Below are 17,455 nucleotides of genomic sequence, written 5' to 3'. Positions count from 1 at the left end.
CCATTTGCGTTAAAGGCCAAGGCCTTCTTCTATCAGCGAGAGCAAGGTGTCCTCATCCAGGATGGCAGGTTCAGGGCGCGGTTGTCCGGCCGATTGCAGGGCCTGGACATGCCAAAGCGATTCGCCATGCTCACCGAGTGTGCGCACGATGCAGTGTTCGCTCCCCTTCATATGGACTTCAATGCAGCCCTCGCCCTTGAGCGAGAAACGTGCAATCGGGTCGAATGAAATGCGGCGATGATTACCTTCGATCACCAGTTGATCGATGGCGTAGTTGTACGTCGACCCGCTGGAATGACTTTCAAAGACGTGGGTGGGGTTGCGCCGAATGTCCAGGCCCGCCTCGCACACGGGCGCCAGCCAGATTTCGATCTGGCGATACAGCTCGTAGACCTGGGCGGGCCAGTGCTCGATCGCCAGGTCGGCGCAGTTGTCGGTGTCCGCGCGGGTCTGCTGGGTTTTCCTCAATTTGGCCGCTAGCTCGTCTGCCTTGCTCATGTCGATCCCCTGTCGTGATGATAGGTTGAGCTTAGCTGATGGGCTGGGGCGTTCGTTTGCGCTGGGTCATGGGGGTGTTAGGAGCAAGCGCCTTCGCCCCATGGAAGCAGTGCCTGAGAGGTTCTGGTCATTTGCATAACATCACCAGCGGAAGGATTGCAGACCAGTATTTTCTGTAGGACAGGCGAAATCATCGTCACCCATCAGTTCTTTGACCCGACGGGTAAAAATTGGAGTTTCAATAAAGATCATTGCTAATGTGCGCCAGTGGCTTACTTTCGAGCAAGCCTATTGAACTCCGCCCCCCGATGCGCCCGGTGAGTTGCAACTAAACTCGGGAACGCTCGATGATCAGGACAAGACACAGGACCGAGCACCCACCATGCGCACGAGAGCACTGAGCAATAACGACCTGGGACCACTGCGCGCTGCGCTCACCCTGGCCGGGCTACCCGTGGACGACCTGACGTATCCCGGTCGACGGTTTTTCAGCTTCAGCCATCAAGGTGTTGATGTGGCGTTTGGCGGTATCGAGGGGGAGGGCGCCGAGCGGTTGCTGCGCTCGCTGGTTGTCCTTGAGGGGCAGCGGGGCAAGGGTGCTGGCGCGGCGGTGCTGGCCGCTATCGAGGCGTTTGCGAAACGCGAGGGCACACAGCGGCTTCACCTGTTGACCGACAGCGCCGCCGCGTTTTTTATCGGCCAGGGCTATCAGCCGGAGGACCGTTCGCTGGCACCCGCTTCGATCAGCGCGACGGCCCAGTTCAAGACCTTGTGCCCGGCCTCGGCGACGTACCTGAGCAAACGCCTCGTCTAGCGCAGCAAATGCACCGTCAACCCGGCCAGCCCGCACGCCAGCAACACCTGGATTACTCCGCGCTTGTAGCGAAACAGCGCAACGGCCGCCAAGAGGGCGATGATCGCCGACGGCCAGTCCAGGGCACCTGCAAAACCGTTGGGCCAGAGCACGTGGTAACCGAAGAAGCAGGCCAGGTTGAGGATCACCCCGACCACCGCCGCGGTAATCGCGGTCAGCGGTGCGGTGAATTTCAACGCGTTGTGGGTCGATTCCACCAGCGGGCCGCCGGCCAGGATGAACAGGAACGAGGGCAGGAACGTGAACCAGGTCACCAGCGTGGCCGCGACGGCTCCGGCGAGAAAGGCTTGCTCGGGCCCGAACACCTGCATCACGTAGCCTCCGACGAAACCGACGAAGGCCACGACCATGATCAGCGGCCCGGGCGTGGTTTCGCCCAGGGCCAGGCCGTCGATCATTTGTGTCGGCGTCAGCCAGCCGAAGTGTCCGACGGCGCCTTGGTACACGTAGGGCAAAACGGCATAGGCGCCGCCGAAGGTCAGCAGTGCGGCCTTGGTAAAGAACCAGGCCATTTGCGTCAACGTGCCGCTCCAGCCGAACACGAGGGTCAGCAGGCCCATTGGCACGATCCACAACAGGGCACCGACGACTGCCAATCGGGCCAACCTGGCGGCGCTGAACCGGGCGTGGTCCGGGGTTGGCGTGTCGTCGTCGATCAAGGCGGGGCCGAAGGACTGGTGCTGGGTCGCGTGACCGCCCAGGCTGAATTTTTCCGGTGCCCAGCGGCCACCGAAATAACCGATGGCAGCGGCCCCCAGTACGATCAGCGGGAAGGGGAGGTCAAAGGCAAAGATCGCGGTGAACGATGCCGTCGCGATGGCCCACAGCCAATTGTTCTTGAGTGCGCGAGAGCCGATCCGGTGGGCGGCATGCACCACGATGGCGGTCACGGCCGGCTTGATCCCATAGAATATACCCGCCACCACCGGCACTTCGCCAAAGGCGATGTACAGCCACGACAACGCGATGAGAATGAACAGTGAAGGCAATACGAACAACGCTCCGGCGATCACGCCACCCCAGCTTCGGTGCATCAACCAGCCCAGGTACGTTGCCAGTTGCTGGGCCTCGGGCCCCGGCAGCAACATGCAGTAATTAAGGGCGTGCAGGAAACGCCGCTCGGAAATCCAGCGCCGACGTTCCACCAACTCCTGGTGCATGATCGAGATCTGCCCCGCTGGGCCGCCGAAACTGATGAAGCCCAGTTTGAGCCAGAACCAGAACGCCTCGCGCAGGCTGACGGCGCCGGGTTGGGTCAGGGCCTGTTCATCATCGATTCGGATCGGTTTGCTCATGGTCGACGGGGCACTTGGAAGTCAAAGGCGACCATACGTTATGGGGCGTTACGCCATTTAGATAGCCCCCAGAAAGGTTTGCTTGTAAAAAATAGCCCTTCAACGATTACGACCAGCGGGAGCAAGCGCCCTCGCCACGGGGAATTTCTTCGTTTTGAAGCGGGTATTTTTGCTGGCTCAGGGGTGCCTTTTTGGATCCACTGCGGCCACCCATCGGCTCCGCTGCACAGGCAAATTGCCGCCTCACAAGCGGTAGGCTAAGCTCACGAATATTGGGGGTTATGAGCGAATTCGCTCATGCTTTGCCCTCTTCAGGAATTCGCTTGCCAATCCCCACCTACGATCCTTTTCATCTCCCCGCCGGTGCCTTGAAACGCCTGCCGTTGCTCAAAGCTGCGGTTACGTTTATCGCAGCGGTGTGCCTGTGCCTGTGTGGTTTGCTTTACCTGCAGGTGGAGCAGTCCCGCCGACACGATTTGGAGTCGGCCCGCATTGCCTCGGCTACCCTTACCCGGGCCATGGCCCAACAGGCCCAGGACACCTTCCTGCAGGCCGATCTGGTCTTGGCCAGCCTGGCGGATTGGATCCAGATCGATGGATTCGGTCCTGCGGTGCAGCAACGTTTACAGCAAACCTTTGCTCGCCGCGTGCAGTCGCTCGAGCAGTTGCATGGCCTGTTTCTGTTCGACAAGCACGGTCATTGGGTCATTACCTCCTTTGACGACCTGCACAGGGGGGCAGGGGTAGCGGATCGAGATTATTTCCTTTTCCACCAGCAGAACGCCTCCCTGATCGCCCATATCAGCCCGGCGATCCGCAGTCGGCAAAACGGCGAGTGGATCATCCCGGTTTCCCGGCGCTTGAATGATCGCGACGGCAACTTCCAGGGCGTGTTGATGGCCGGCATCAAAATGTCCTACTTCGACCGGTTCTTCAAAAGCTTCAGCCTCGATGAGCAAGGCGAGATGGCCCTGGCTTTGTCTGACGGGACGCTGTTGGCCCGACGCCCCTTCGATGAGGCGCGGATCGGTCGCCCGTTGGCCGAGGAACATATCTACAACCATGCCCTGGACGGCGGGATGTCTGGCGATGGGATCATCCGTTCGGCCATCGATGGTGTCGTCAGGCTGTATGGGCATCAACATTTACAGGCTTATCCGCTGGTGGTCACCGCCGCGATGTCCGAAGAGTCGATCCTGGTGGGCTGGCATGACCGGGCTTTCCAATCCAGCCTCATCGTCGGCCTGGTGGTCCTGGGCATTTGCATGTTCGGCTGGGTATTCGTGCGCCAGGTACGCAACAGCGAGAAGATCGAAGCGGACTTGCGCAAGGCGCAGGAAGCGTTGGAACTGATTGCCACCCATGACAGCCTCACCGGGCTGGCGAATCGGCGTCTGTTCGAACGGGCCCTGGACATCGAGTTCGGGCGGGGCGCTCGTCAGCGCAGCCCTTTGAGCCTGATCATGCTCGACATCGATTTTTTCAAACGCTACAACGACGCCTATGGGCACGTGGCCGGGGATCACTGCCTGGCGGAAGTGGCCAAAGTGCTCAAGAGTTGCTGTCACCGCAAGGCCGATCTGGCGGTACGGTATGGCGGCGAAGAATTTGCGGTACTGCTGCCCGACACCAACCTTTCGGGGGCCATGGCGCTGGCCGAGCAGATCCGTCGCAGCGTCATCGACAAGCACATCACTCATTCCGGCTCCCCGACCGGCTACCTCACGGTGAGCCTGGGCTGCTATGCCTTTGTGCCCAGCAGCCTGGACAGCATCGAAGTCTTTATCCAGCGCGCCGATGCGGCGCTTTACCAGGCCAAGCACAGCGGCCGCAACCGGGTGGCGGTGTTATCCACGGAGGGCGGGCTCGATACGTTGGCGCGCTCGGATCGTTGAGATCGGTTGGAATCACCGGCAGCTTGCCCGGCCCATTACTCAAGCATTGTGCTGGCGAACTTCAAGCGGTGTGTAGGCTCTTTCGCAAAAAACCGTGGGCTCGCCAGCTGATCAGGCAGTGGGTGCTAAGGTTGGGGAGACGACTGGCTCGGTCCTCGCCGTTCTCGATATCGAAGCCAGCGTTGAAAGGACAGGAGTAGGTCAATGGATTCCACTGCCGATAGCCCTTCACGCACCGCGCGCCACACCCCGATTACCCGTCGCCTGGTCGTGGCGGTCGGGGGGCTGTTCGTCCTGGGCGTCCTGGTGGCGATTGCCGCGCTGTTCAACATTGCGCAAAAGCTCGACGCGGATGATTTGCGCAAGACGCATTTCTATACCGAGCGCGCCCTCGAGAATCGCGTCACCGCCTCGAAAAACTACATCGCCAGCTATGCGTATTGGACCACGGCCTATGACCACCTCAACGGTGAAGTCGATGTGCAATGGGCTTACACCGAGCAGAACATGGGCAAGACCCTGTTCACCAATGATGAATACGAGGGTGTGTTTGTCATCGATCGGCAACGCACCAAATATGCCGTGGTGCGTGGGCGTAACGTCCAAGCGGATACCGCAGTTTATATGGACGCGCCGCTGGCGGAGCTGATGGACCAACTCCAGGCGCAGCCTGACCTGACGATACCCATGGTCCGCTACACATTGTTCGAGGGCTGGCCGGCCATCGTCACCGCGTCGGTGATTACGCCCAACGACGAACGGCCCCTGGTCGAGGCCCAAAGCACCTCGGTCCTGCTGTTCGTCGACCAGCTGACGCCCGTCAAGTTGCGCAAACTGGGCAAGAGTTATGGCCTCACCGATTTGAAGCTCAAGAAAGACACCGAGCTCAAGCCCGGCCAGCCGGCCGTGTCGCTGGACAGCACCGGCTACAGCCTGGTGTCCCGACTGGTGCGCCCGGGCCAGCAATTGCTCTGGTCCCTGGTGCCGCCGCTGGGTGGCGCGCTGCTGATCCTGGCCCTGCTGACCGCTTACTTTTTTCGCTATGCATTGCGCACGGCACGGCACGTGGACGCCAGCTACGACAGCCTGGAAAGATCAGCGCATGCCCTGGAGGCCAGCGAGGAGCGCTTTCGGGCCGTGGCCGAAGCGGCTTCCGACTGGATCTGGGAAATCGACGGGCAGCAACACATCACTTATCTGTCGGGGCGTTTCAATACGGTCACCGGGTTTTCCGACCAGCAATGGCTGGGGCAACTGCTTGAGCAACTGCTGTATTGCGACACTACGCCGATTGCCCTCTGGTTGGCCAAGTTGACAGAGGAACAGAACGCCAGCAACTTGCGCTGCTCCTACCGCGATCATTCCGGGCAACTGCGCTTCTGTCGAGTGTCGGCCCGCCCGATCTACAACAAGGCCGAGGTGATGGGTTATCGCGGCACCGCCAGCGACATCACCGACGAGGTGGCCGCCCATGCCCAGGTCCAGCACCTGTCGATGCACGATGCGCTGACCGGCCTGCCGAACCGCAACAAGCTGGCGCGACACCTGGATGATGCGCTGCTGGCCAAGGAGCATTCCGCCCCCCTGACATTGCTGATGGTGGACCTGGATAACTTCAAGCCGATCAACGACTCCCTCGGCCATCCGGCCGGCGATGCGGTGTTGCTGGAAGTGGCCCGGCGGCTGCGCGACAGCACCCGCGAGCAAGACCTGGTGGCGCGCCTGGGGGGCGACGAATTCGTGGTGGTGCTCAGTGGAATGGATAACACCGCTGAGATCGATCGATTCTGTGAGCGGCTGATCGACAGCCTGCAGCAACCGATTCTCTACGAAACCCATTCGTTGCACATCGGCGCCAGCATTGGTATCGCCCTGAGCCACCGTCAGGGTTACGTGCCCGGTGAACTGATCCGTTGCGCCGACATTGCGATGTACCAGGCCAAGTCCGAGGGCAAGAAAACCTGGTGTTATTTTGCCTCGCAAATGAACGATCAGATCCAGCATCGTCGCCAGTTGGAAAGCGATCTGCGCCAGGCCGTGAAGAACAACGAATTTGTCCTGCATTTCCAGCCGCGCTACACCGTCGATGGTCGGGAGATCGTGGCGGTCGAGGCGTTGGTTCGCTGGCAGCATCCAACCCAAGGCCTATTGGGCCCCGATACCTTTATCCCGTTGGCCGAGCAAACCGACCTGATTGTCCCGCTTTCCCGTTGGGTGTTGCGCGAGGCCTGCGAAACCGCGCTGACCTGGCCGGTGGCACTGATGGTTTCGGTCAACCTGTCGCCGGTGCAGTTCGAGCGCAGCGACGTGGTGGAAGATGTGCGGCAGGTGTTGATCGAAACCCGTTTCCCGGCGAGTCGCCTGGAACTCGAACTCACCGAAAACGTGATGCTCAATGATGTCGATGGCGCCCTGCAGGTCATGAATGCCCTGAAGGAGCTAGGCGTACGCTTGAACATGGACGATTTTGGTACCGGTTATTCGTCCCTCGGTTACCTGCGCACCTATCCATTCGACGGCATCAAGATCGACAAGCGCTTCATCGCCTCCATGAGCAACAGCAGCAACGACCGCGCCGTGGTGCAGGCGATCATCAACCTGGGCAAGGCCATGGGGCTGACGGTCACCGCCGAAGGTGTGGAAACCCTGGCTCAGCTCGGCTCATTGGGCTCGGACCAATGCCACGAAGTGCAGGGTTATTTCCTCAGCCGGCCGATCGATAAACAGGCCTTTGCGCAGTTGCTGGAGAACGGCCGGCCCTTGCCGAAAATGGGCTGCTGAAGACGGATGCAACCACCGCGCCCGGTTGTCGGTCACAGCCAGTAACGTGACATTTCGAGTGCTGGCTCTATGAAAAACCTGCGAATTGCGACCTTCAACATCAATGGCATCCGGGCGCGGCTGCCCAACCTGCTGGAATGGCTGGAGCGGGAGAAACCCGACATTGCCTGTTTGCAGGAGCTCAAGGCGGCGGACAAGGATTTCCCGGCGGCGGAGCTGGAGTCGGTGGGGTATGGGGCGATCTGGCACGGGCAGGCGTCCTGGAACGGTGTCGCGATCCTGGCCCGTGACGCGCAGCCATTGGAGAGCCGACGAGGCCTGCCCGGCGGGGACGATGACAGCCACAGTCGCTATCTGGAGGCGGCGGTGCACGGCGTGCTGGTGGGGTGCCTTTACCTGCCCAACGGCAATCCGCAACCGGGTCCCAAGTTTGACTACAAGCTGGCCTGGTTCGAACGGCTGATCGAATACGCTCAAGGGTTGCAGGCCAGTGATCATCCCGTGGTGCTGGCCGGTGACTACAATGTGGTGCCCACCGACATGGATATCTACAACCCGCGCTCCTGGCTCAAGGATGCGCTGCTACAACCCGAAAGCCGCGCGTGCTACCAGCGCTTATTGGATCAGGGCTGGACCGATTCGCTGCGCCACTTGTATCCGGACGAGCGGATCTACACCTTCTGGGACTATTTCCGTCAGCATTGGCAAAAGAACTCTGGACTGCGCATCGATCACCTGTTGCTCAACCCGGTCGCCAGCGCCTACCTGAGCGAGGCCGGCGTGGACGCCTGGGTCAGGAACCAGCCCCACCCCAGCGACCATGCCCCCACCTGGATCCGGCTGGCTTCGCGCAAACGGCGCTGACGGGGCAGGGGGGCGGTCGGTTGTTGTCTCTGTAAGGGGAATGCCTTATACCTGGCGCCATTAGCCATGCGCTTGTTGTGAGCGCTGGCCGACCCCGGAAAAGGACACCCTCATGAGTCATCCCCAACTGAGCGATACGGCCCGTTATCTGCGGCGTCTGGGTTTCGACGCACCACCGGCGCCGACCCTCGAGACCTTGCGTCAGCTGCAATGGCGGCATACCGCCGAATTCCCCTTTGAAACCCTGTCGACGTTGTTGCGTCAGCCTGTGCCCATCGACCTGGAATCGGTCGAGCGCAAGGTTTTCGAAGAGGGGCGCGGCGGCTATTGCTATGAACTCAACCAGTTGTTCCTGGCGCTGTTGCAGGCACTGGGTTTCGATGCCCGCGGCATCACAGGGCGCGTGGTGATGAATGCGCCTGAGGGCGCCTGGCCTGCCCGGACCCATCGGTTGAGTCTGGTGACGATCGACGGTGTGCGCTATATCACCGACGTCGGTTTTGGCGGCATGGTGCCCACCGCGCCGCTGCTGCTGGACAGCCGTGAGGCCCAAGTCACGCCCCATGAGCCGTATCGCATCGACACCCATGCGGACGGTTATCTGTTGCGCGCCAACGTTGCCGGCGAATGGCGGCCGATGTACCTGTTCGATCTGCAACGCCAGGAAGACATCGACTACACAGTCGGCAATTGGTACGTCTGCAACCATCCGGAGTCGCCGTTCATGGGCCGCTTGATGGTGGCTCGTACCGGTGACGGGCTGCGCAAGACCCTGAACGGCAACAGCTATGCCGTGCACCGCATAGGGCAGGAGAGTGAGCGGCGCGTGATCATCGATGCCGATGAGTTGATCGATTTATTGGAGCAGGAATTCAGCCTGCGCGTGCCGCCACGCGAGCTGTTGCGGCCCGCGCTGGTGGGGTTGCTCCAGGCCTAAAAGGGTTTGGCCAGGGATCTGTTCCAAATGTGCACACAGTAAGTTGTATACAACTCTATGGACATTTGTCCTGAGTTTTGAATACAGTGTGCCCATAACAAAAAACAGGGAACCCCCGAACCATGAAAACGCCCCATGTTTCACTCCCACGGCCCGAGGACGAAAACCTCGGCGTCGGCGCGAATATGGCTTACGGCCTGCAACATGTGTTGACCATGTACGGTGGCATTGTCGCCGTGCCGTTGATCATCGGCCAGGCGGCCGGGCTTTCGCCGGCGGACATCGGCCTGTTGATCGCCGCGTCATTGTTCGCGGGTGGCCTGGCAACGTTGCTGCAAACCCTCGGCCTGCCGTTTTTCGGCTGCCAACTGCCTTTGGTGCAGGGCGTATCGTTTTCGGGTGTCGCGACCATGGTGGCGATTGTCGGCAGCGGGGGGGAAGGGGGCTTTCAAGCCATCCTAGGAGCGGTGATCGCCGCGTCCCTGATAGGTTTGCTGATCACCCCGGTGTTTTCTCGCATCACCCGGTTCTTTCCGCCACTGGTCACTGGCATTGTGATCACCACCATTGGTCTCACTTTGATGCCGGTAGCGGCGCGTTGGGCGATGGGTGGCAACAGCCACGCCGCCGATTTCGGCAGCATGGCGAACATTGGCCTGGCCGCGGTGACCCTGGTGCTGGTGCTGTTGCTGAGCAAAATGGGCAGCGCAACCATCTCGCGGTTATCGATTCTGTTGGCGATGGTCATCGGTACGGTCATCGCGGTATTCCTCGGCATGGCGGACTTTTCAGCGGTCAGCCAAGGCCCGATGTTCGGCTTCCCGACACCGTTCCATTTCGGCATGCCGACGTTCCATATCGCCGCGATCCTGTCGATGTGCATTGTGATCATGGTGACCCTGGTGGAAACCTCTGCCGACATCCTGGCGGTGGGCGAGATCATCGACACCAAAGTCGACTCCCGGCGCCTGGGCAACGGCTTGCGGGCTGACATGCTGTCGAGCATGATCGCGCCGATCTTCGGTTCCTTCACCCAGAGTGCCTTTGCCCAGAACGTCGGGCTGGTGGCGGTGACCGGGATCAAGAGCCGTTTCGTGGTAGCGACCGGTGGGGTGTTCCTGGTGGTGCTCGGTCTGTTGCCGTTCATGGGGCGGGTGATCGCCGCCGTGCCGACCTCGGTGCTGGGCGGTGCCGGTATCGTGCTGTTCGGCACGGTGGCTGCCAGTGGCATCCGCACGCTGTCGAAAGTCGATTACCGCAACAACGTCAACCTGATCATCGTCGCCACCTCCATCGGCTTCGGCATGATTCCTATCGCCGCACCGAATTTCTACGATCATTTCCCCAGCTGGTTCGCGACCATCTTTCATTCGGGCATCAGTTCTTCGGCAATCATGGCGATCGTGCTGAACCTGACGTTCAACCACTTCACCACCGGCAATTCCGACCAGCAGTCAGTCTTCGCCGCCGGTACCGAGCGGGTGTTGCGTTACCAGGACCTGGCGGCGCTGCGCGAAGGCGACTATTTCAGCGACGGCAAGCTGCACGACTGCGATGGCAACGAGATCCCCGTGGTGGCGGAGCCTGTTCTCGCGCCAGCGGAGCATGGGCCGATCCGACTGAAAAGCAGCGAGCATGTCTGATAGATACCCGTGACCTAGCGGACATGAAAAAGCCTGTGATCAATGATCACAGGCCTTTTTGTACCGACCGGAAGACCGATTACCAGCGGCCGTAATGACCCCGGGGTGGGCCGTAGTAATAGCCCCGTGGTGGCCCGTAATACACCGGTGCCGGGCGATAGTAGATCGGCCGCTCTACATACACTGGCTGCGGCTGGTAGTAGACCGGTGGTGGTGCCTGGTAGTAGACCGGCTGTGGCTGGACGTAGACCGGTTGTTGCACATACACCGGACGATCACGGTTGATGATGGCTGAGCCAACGATGGCCGAACCGACGATGGCACCAAACACGGCGGGCCCCTCCCAACCACCACGACCGTGGGCGAATGCCTGGCCGGTGACCGCGAGTGCCCCCATGAGCAGGGCGATGATGGGAAGTCTACGATTCATGGCTGTTCCTCGTTTCGGCCCCGACGCTTGTGGTCTGCAACAGACCCGATGAGGGTTGCGGGGATACTTGCTATGACAGCGATTTTCTCAGGATTTGCGCCGCCGTTGGGTAAATATTGTGTAAGGTCTGTAGCGCTTTTCTTTACCGCGCCGCGTCATCCAGCGGCCTGAGATCGGGCCGGGCCAGGCAGTATCATCATCGAATAAACCTTTCGCGACGGTGTTCCGTCTGTCCGAAAGTGAATGCAAGGAGACACGCATGCAGATCAACCCCAACAAAGACACCCAACTGTGCATGTCGCTTTCGGGGCGTCCCGGAAACTTCGGCCTGCGTTTTCATAATCATTTGTATGAGCAATTGGGCCTGAACTTCTATTACAAGGCGTTCAGCAGCCGGGACCTGCCTGGCGCGGTGGTGGGTATCCGCGCCCTGGGCATTCGCGGCTGCGGCGTGTCGATGCCGTTCAAGGAAGCCTGCATCGCCCTGGTGGACGAACTGGATCCTTCCGCTGCCGCGATCCAGTCGATCAACACCATCGTCAATACCAACGGCCATCTGAAGGCCTACAACACGGACTACATCGCCATCGCCCAATTGCTGCAAAGCCACGCCGTGCCCAAGGATTCGACTTTTGCCCTGCGCGGCAGCGGCGGCATGGCCAAGGCTGTGGCCAGTGCCTTGCGCGATGGCGGCTACAAGCACGGGCTGATCGTGGCCCGCAATGAAGCCACCGGGCGCGCCCTGGCCGAGTCCTTGGGCTATGAATGGCAAGCGGAATTGGGCGCCCGGCGGCCGCAGATGCTGATCAACGTCACGCCGATCGGCATGACCGGCGGCCCGGAAGCCGATCAGTTGGCGTTCGAACCCGAGACCATCGCCGCGGCCCAGACCGTGTTCGATGTGGTGGCGATCCCGTCGGAAACGCCACTGATCGTACGCGCCCGGGCCGACGGCAAACGGGTCATCACCGGGTTGGAAGTCATTGCGATCCAGGCCCTGGAGCAGTTTGTGCTGTACACCGGTGTGCGGCCCAACCTGGAGCAATTTGAAAAGGCCGTCGCCTTCGCCCGGTCGGCGTAGGCGCTGCTATTCCAGGCGCGCCAGGCGTTCTTCCAGTGCCGCGATCCGTGCTTCGAGTTCTTCGATGCGCTCCAGCGAGACACCGCCGCTGGCGCCACGCTCCACCGGATGCTGGCGGGCGGCTAGAATCGCTTCGATGTCCGCCGGGTCGCCCATGGCGTGGACATAGCGGTCTTCGCGCTGGCCGGCCTGGCGTGGCACCAACAGCGCCAGACCGCGGGCGATCAGGCGTTCGAGCTGGTGTACCACTTGTTCGGCGTCTTCGAAGTCGTGCATACGTCCGCTGCGGGTCAACAGCTCATTGACCGTTTGCGGGCCACGCAGGAACAGCAGGCCCATCAGGATCACCTGGGCCGGCACCAGCTCCAGGGCTTTGTCGACCCGATGCTCCCAGCGGTCGGCGCGGCTGCCCATCACCAGCTTGGTAAAGCCGCGACCTTCCAGCGCCCGCAGGCTCTGGCCGACCTGGCCCGGGTTGAGGTTCATCACCGGTTCGCGGCTGGTTTTCTGGTTGCAAGCCAATACCAGGGCGTTGAGGGTCAGCGGGTAGGTCTCAGGGTTGGTGGCCTGTTTCTCGACCAGCGCGCCGAGGATGCGGATTTCCGTGCTATTGAGCCGTGGTTCTTCAGCCTGCTGTTGTTCTTCGATGCTCATCGCGCGTTCCCTATGCTGTGGAAGCCGCCTAGCCTAATCCTTGCGCAATAAAAGACAAGCCGTGCAACAAGCCGTGGCTATAATCGCAGCCGTTTGATTCATTCTTTCCTGCCACCTGCATGAGATTGCCATGACTATTTCCCTGTACGCCGCTTCCGTCCCGGTTTTCAAGCAGATGCTCAACGCGTTGAGCGACGTTCTGAACAAGGCCGAAGCCCACGCCACCGCGAAGAACATCGATCCGAACGCTTTCCTGCAAGCCCGCCTGTACCCGGACATGTTCCCGCTGGTGCGCCAAGTGCAGATCGCGGTGGACTTCGCCAAGGGTGTGTCCGCCCGCTTGGCCGAGGTCGAAGTGCCGAAGTATGACGACAGCGAGACCACGTTCGCCGAGCTGCAAGCCCTGATCGCCAAGGTATTGGCCTTTATCGATGGCATCGCTCCTTCGCAGATCGACGGCAAGGAAGGTATCGAAATCGTTACCCGTCCAGGGACGCCGAAGGAGAAGCGCTTCAGCGGCCAGAACTACCTGCTGACCTACGGCTTGCCGCAGTTCTTCTTCCACGTCACCACCACCTATGCATTGCTGCGCCACAATGGCGTGGAAGTGGGCAAGCGCGACTACATGGGCGCGTTCTAACCCCGCAGGCATGAAAAAGCCCGGGACGGTGTGGGCCGTTCCCGGGCTTTTTTGTGGCTGCCTGTTACATCCTCGACGGATGTTTCGCCGCTATCGCGAGCAAGCTCGCTCCCACAGGGGCAACGGTGCTCGCACAATAGCCGCTACACAACAAATCTCCTGTGGGAGCGAGCTTGCTCGCGATAGCGACCGAACAGCCACCGCAGTTGTTACGCCGTACGCGCGAGCTTCTCTTCCTCACCCAGGCATGCCGCCGCCGTGAACAGCACATCCGTCGACGAGTTCAACGCCGTTTCCGCCGAGTCCTGCAGGACACCGATGATGAAGCCCACCGCGACCACCTGCATGGCGATCTCACTGGGAATGCCAAACAGGCTGCACGCCAGGGGAATCAGCAACAGCGAACCGCCGGCCACCCCGGATGCACCGCAGGCGCAAATGGCGGCGACAACGCTCAGCAGCACGGCCGTTGGCACGTCCACCGCAATACCCAGGGTGTGCACGGCCGCCAGGGCCAATACCGTGATGGTAATGGCGGCGCCGGCCATGTTGATGGTCGCGCCCAGCGGGATCGACACCGAATAGGTGTCTTCGTGCAGGCCCAGGCGTTTGCTCAGTTCCAGGTTCACCGGAATATTCGCCGCCGAGCTGCGGGTGAAAAACGCGGTGATGCCACTCTCGCGCAGGCACGTAAACACCAGCGGGTATGGGTTACGACGCAGTTTCCAGAACACGATGAGTGGGTTGACCACCAACGCCACGAACAGCATGCAACCGATCAATACGGTCAGCAGGTGCAGGTAGCCGAGCAGGGCGCCGAAGCCGGACGTGGCCAGGGTCGAGGCCACCAGCCCGAAGATCCCAAGCGGGGCGAAGCGGATCACCAGGCGCACGATCACGGTCACGCCGTTGGACAGGTCTTCGAGCACGGTGCGCGTGGTCTGGCCAGCATGCCGAATGGCGATGCCCATGCCGATGGCCCAGGCCAGGATGCCGATGAAGTTACCGTCCATCAGCGCCCGAACCGGGTTATCCACCACGCTCAGCAGCAGGCTTTGCAGCACCTCGCTGATGCCACCGGGCGCCGAGACCGCGACATCGTGGGTCGACAGCACCAGGCTGGAGGGGAACAGCGTACTGGCAACCACCGCGACCACCGCTGCGGCGAACGTGCCCAGCAGGTAGAGGAACAGGATGGGGCGGATATGGGTTTCCTGGCCGTGCTTGTGGTTGGCGATCGACGCCATGACCAGCACGAACACCAGGATCGGTGCCACGGCCTTGAGCGCGGACACGAAGACCTTGCCGATGAATGCGGTGGACTTCGCCACGTCGGGCGCCAGCCATGCCAGGACAATACCGGCGATCAGGCCAATGATGATTTGTGTCACCAGGCTGGTGCGTTTGAGGCGTTGCAAAGGGGTAACGGACGAAGCTGTCATAGCGGCATCTCTGATTTTATTGTGTACGACGGTCGACGAATCAGGGCAACAAGCGGGCAGGCCACATGAGCGGACCGAGAGAAAGTATGGCGTTTGCAGGCCGCGGACTTTATCACAGCCGGTAAAAAATCTGACGGGCCTGTGACAGTCCGTCACCCTCATCCGGGCCATGCCGAGCGTTTGTATGACGCGCGCATTCTGTTAGGCTTTGTCGTTCTCACTTTCTTTCCGCCAGCGGGCCCTTCGGCTAACGCTGGTGTCGTCGTTTTGCTGGAGTTCTGCATGTTGTTACCCATTTTCCTGTTGTCGGCCGCCGGTTTTACCGTGCTGACCACGGAATTCGTCATCGTCGGCTTGTTACCGTCCATTGCCCGCGACCTGCACGTCACCATTCCCCAGGCTGGGCTGTTGGTGACGTTGTTCGCGTTTACGGTGGCGGCGTTCGGGCCATTCCTGACGGCTTGGTTCGCCCGCTTCGAGCGGCGCAAGCTGTTTATCAGCGTGCTGGTGATGTTCGGCCTGGCCAACCTGCTGGCCACCTTCGCTCCCAACATCTGGGTGATGGCGATTGCCCGGCTGATCCCGGCCCTGGGCCTGCCGGTGTTCTGGGCGTTGGCCAGTGAAACGGCAGTGGACATTGTCGGACCGCAGTTGGCCGGGCGGGCCATTGCCCGGATCGGCTTCGGCATTGTCTGTGCCACGGTGTTCGGCATTCCAGTGGGCACGTTGATTGCCGATGCGTTTGGCTGGCGCAGCGCGTTTGCGATCCTGGCGGTCATTGCCTTCGCCAAGGCCTTGTTGCTGTTTATCTACTTGCCGAAAACCAACTTGCACCAGCATCAGGTGAGCTTCCGTTCGCAGTTGAAGATCCTGCGCAGTCCGTTGATGCAAGGGCACGTGCTGTTGTCGATCCTGGTGTTCAGCGGCATGTTCACCGCCTACACCTATCTGGCGGATATCCTCGAGCGTCTCGCCGGGTTCGATGGCACCCTGGTGGGCTGGTGCCTGATGGGCTTCGGTGCCGTCGGGTTGCTGGGCAATTCCCTGGGCGGCCGTGCGGTGGATCGGCATCCGTTGATCGCGTCGATGGTCTTCTGCCTGTTCCTGATCGGCGGCATGGTGGCGTTGGTGCCGAGCATTCATTCGCCCCTCGCGCTGGCGGCGGCGATGGGCATCTGGGGTGTGACCCAGGCGGCGTTGTTCCTGGTCAGCCACGTGCGGCTGATGAAGGCGGCCCCCGAAGCACCGGCGTTTGCCGCCTCGTTGAACATTGCCGGGGCCAACCTGGGGATTGGCCTGGGGGCGATGGTCGGTGGCCGGGTCATCGATCACCTGGGCCTGGGCAGTGTCGGGTTCGCGGCGGCCGGGTTCATCTTTGTATCGATTCTGCTGGCGTTGCTCCTGATGACCTTCAAGCCCCGCGCGACGTGCATGGATAGCTAAGCGCTGAACAACTCGCGACGCGCACCTTCGGCAATCGCGACGATGCCGGGGTGGCTGACCTTGCGTTCCACGGAAATGGCGTAGAAGGATTCGCTCACCGCATCGGTCTGGCCGATCACTTCTACGCCATATTGGCGCTTGACCTCTTCGGCGATCACGCTCGGGCCGATGAAAATCCCGCTGCCGGATTGACCGAAGGCCTGCATCAATGCGCTGTCGTCGAATTCGCCGACGATGCGCGGCTGGATCTGTTGTTCGGCGAACCAGCGTTGCAAACGGCTGCGCACCACGGTTTCCGGCCCGGGAATCAGCAGCGGAGCGTCATGCAGGCCATGGGGGAAATCCTGCCCATAGCGTTCGGCCAGCGCGGCGGTGGCGAAAAAGCTGATCCCGCATTCTCCCAGTTTCTGGCTGTAGCCCTTGATGTCCAAGTGAGTCGGCATCGGGCTGTCGGAAATCACCAGGTCCAGACGCTGGATTGCCAGGTCCGCCAGCAGCCGTTCGAGCTTGTCTTCGCGACAGGTGATGCGCAGCGGCTCACTCAACTCCATGGTCGGCGCCAGCAGCCGATAGACGATGGATTTGGGCACCACATCCGCCACCCCGACCCGGAACAGGGTTTGCTGTTCGTTGGGTTGTGCCCGCAGCATCAGTTCCAGCTCTCCGCCCAACTGGAACATGTGTTCGGCGTAGGGCAGCGTCTGGCGGCCGGCTTCGGTCAGTTCCAACTGTCGCCCGACTCGACGAAACAGCTTGATGTTATACGTCTGCTCAAACAGGGAAATCTGCCCGCTGATGGTCTGTGGGGTCAGGTTCAACTGCTCGCACGCGCGCACGATGCTGCCGGTTTTCGCCACCACCCAGAAGTAATGCAGTTGTCGATAATTGAGCATGGCATCACATGGCTTCGTAAAAACCGAAGTATAACCGCTGAAAATACGAATTTTCCTGAAGTATTCGCCTCTCTAGAATGCCTCG

15 protein-coding genes are annotated in these 17,455 nt (G+C 61.0%); 9 read left to right on the top strand and 6 right to left on the bottom strand.

Annotation, left to right across the window (positions count from 1 at the left end; all coding sequences use genetic code 11):
* Positions 1-9: 9 nt before the first annotated feature.
* A complete protein-coding gene (locus AB4N80_RS24625; RefSeq protein ID WP_122568015.1) occupies positions 10-498 on the bottom strand; it encodes a hypothetical protein in 489 nt (162 codons plus the stop codon).
* 382 nt (positions 499-880) lie between these two features.
* On the opposite strand from AB4N80_RS24625, the gene arsN2 reads away from it, so the two are divergent.
* Positions 881-1,312, top strand: a complete 432-nt coding sequence (gene arsN2 / locus AB4N80_RS24620; protein WP_354336772.1) for an arsenic resistance N-acetyltransferase ArsN2 — start codon at positions 881-883, stop codon at positions 1,310-1,312.
* On the opposite strand, the gene chrA is transcribed toward arsN2, so the two are convergent.
* The gene (chrA, locus tag AB4N80_RS24615) at positions 1,309-2,667 is read right to left on the bottom strand and encodes a chromate efflux transporter (protein ID WP_460090370.1); all 1,359 of its coding nucleotides are present in this window, start codon (positions 2,665-2,667) and stop codon (positions 1,309-1,311) included. The two genes, arsN2 and chrA, sit on opposite strands and share 4 nt — an antisense overlap.
* Before the next feature lie 323 nt (positions 2,668-2,990).
* Here chrA and AB4N80_RS24610 point away from each other — a divergent pair, with 323 nt between their 5' ends.
* The 5 genes from AB4N80_RS24610 to AB4N80_RS24590 all read left to right on the top strand — a co-directional run bounded on the left by AB4N80_RS24610 (position 2,991) and on the right by AB4N80_RS24590 (position 10,787).
* A complete protein-coding gene (locus AB4N80_RS24610) occupies positions 2,991-4,562 on the top strand; it encodes a sensor domain-containing diguanylate cyclase (RefSeq protein ID WP_354336773.1) in 1,572 nt (523 codons plus the stop codon).
* A 204-nt stretch (positions 4,563-4,766) separates the two neighbouring features.
* Complete coding sequence (locus tag AB4N80_RS24605) at positions 4,767-7,343, top strand: bifunctional diguanylate cyclase/phosphodiesterase (protein WP_305470397.1); 2,577 nt, start codon at positions 4,767-4,769, stop codon at positions 7,341-7,343.
* A gap of 69 nt (positions 7,344-7,412) precedes the next feature.
* Positions 7,413-8,207, top strand: a complete 795-nt coding sequence (xth, locus tag AB4N80_RS24600; protein WP_460079285.1) for an exodeoxyribonuclease III — start codon at positions 7,413-7,415, stop codon at positions 8,205-8,207.
* 112 nt (positions 8,208-8,319) lie between these two features.
* The gene (locus tag AB4N80_RS24595) at positions 8,320-9,144 is read left to right on the top strand and encodes an arylamine N-acetyltransferase family protein (protein WP_460079283.1); all 825 of its coding nucleotides are present in this window, start codon (positions 8,320-8,322) and stop codon (positions 9,142-9,144) included.
* Positions 9,145-9,266: 122 nt separating this feature from the next.
* A complete protein-coding gene (locus tag AB4N80_RS24590) occupies positions 9,267-10,787 on the top strand; it encodes a nucleobase:cation symporter-2 family protein (RefSeq protein WP_460079280.1) in 1,521 nt (506 codons plus the stop codon).
* A 79-nt stretch (positions 10,788-10,866) separates the two neighbouring features.
* On the opposite strand, the gene AB4N80_RS24585 is transcribed toward AB4N80_RS24590, so the two are convergent.
* On the bottom strand, positions 10,867-11,217 hold the full coding sequence (locus AB4N80_RS24585; protein WP_460079277.1) for a hypothetical protein: 351 nt from the start codon (positions 11,215-11,217) through the stop codon (positions 10,867-10,869).
* Between the two features lie 259 nt (positions 11,218-11,476).
* Here AB4N80_RS24585 and AB4N80_RS24580 point away from each other — a divergent pair, with 259 nt between their 5' ends.
* Positions 11,477-12,298 (top strand): shikimate 5-dehydrogenase, encoded by an 822-nt coding sequence (locus AB4N80_RS24580; protein ID WP_354336778.1) that lies wholly within the window; start codon positions 11,477-11,479, stop codon positions 12,296-12,298.
* 6 nt (positions 12,299-12,304) lie between these two features.
* Here AB4N80_RS24580 and AB4N80_RS24575 read toward each other — a convergent pair whose 3' ends face one another.
* A complete protein-coding gene (locus tag AB4N80_RS24575) occupies positions 12,305-12,952 on the bottom strand; it encodes a YceH family protein (protein ID WP_122568024.1) in 648 nt (215 codons plus the stop codon).
* 130 nt (positions 12,953-13,082) lie between these two features.
* Between AB4N80_RS24575 and AB4N80_RS24570 the strand changes: the two genes are divergently transcribed.
* Complete coding sequence (locus AB4N80_RS24570) at positions 13,083-13,592, top strand: DUF1993 domain-containing protein (protein ID WP_122568025.1); 510 nt, start codon at positions 13,083-13,085, stop codon at positions 13,590-13,592.
* Positions 13,593-13,801: 209 nt separating this feature from the next.
* Here the strand turns inward: AB4N80_RS24570 and sstT are convergent, their stop codons facing one another.
* Positions 13,802-15,034, bottom strand: a complete 1,233-nt coding sequence (gene sstT / locus AB4N80_RS24565; RefSeq protein WP_122568026.1) for a serine/threonine transporter SstT — start codon at positions 15,032-15,034, stop codon at positions 13,802-13,804.
* Positions 15,035-15,316: 282 nt separating this feature from the next.
* Between sstT and AB4N80_RS24560 the strand changes: the two genes are divergently transcribed.
* Positions 15,317-16,477, top strand: a complete 1,161-nt coding sequence (locus AB4N80_RS24560) for an MFS transporter (RefSeq protein WP_122568027.1) — start codon at positions 15,317-15,319, stop codon at positions 16,475-16,477.
* On the opposite strand, the gene nhaR is transcribed toward AB4N80_RS24560, so the two are convergent.
* Entirely contained in the window at positions 16,474-17,370 is an 897-nt protein-coding gene (gene nhaR, locus AB4N80_RS24555; protein WP_063322135.1) for a transcriptional activator NhaR, read from the bottom strand. The two genes, AB4N80_RS24560 and nhaR, sit on opposite strands and share 4 nt — an antisense overlap.
* Between the last annotated feature and the right edge of the window lie 85 nt (positions 17,371-17,455).

It is taken from the genome of Pseudomonas sp. H3_A02, assembly GCF_054671965.1.
Note: the sequence above shows the minus strand (reverse complement) of the source record. Positions and strands in the feature narration are given on the sequence as shown.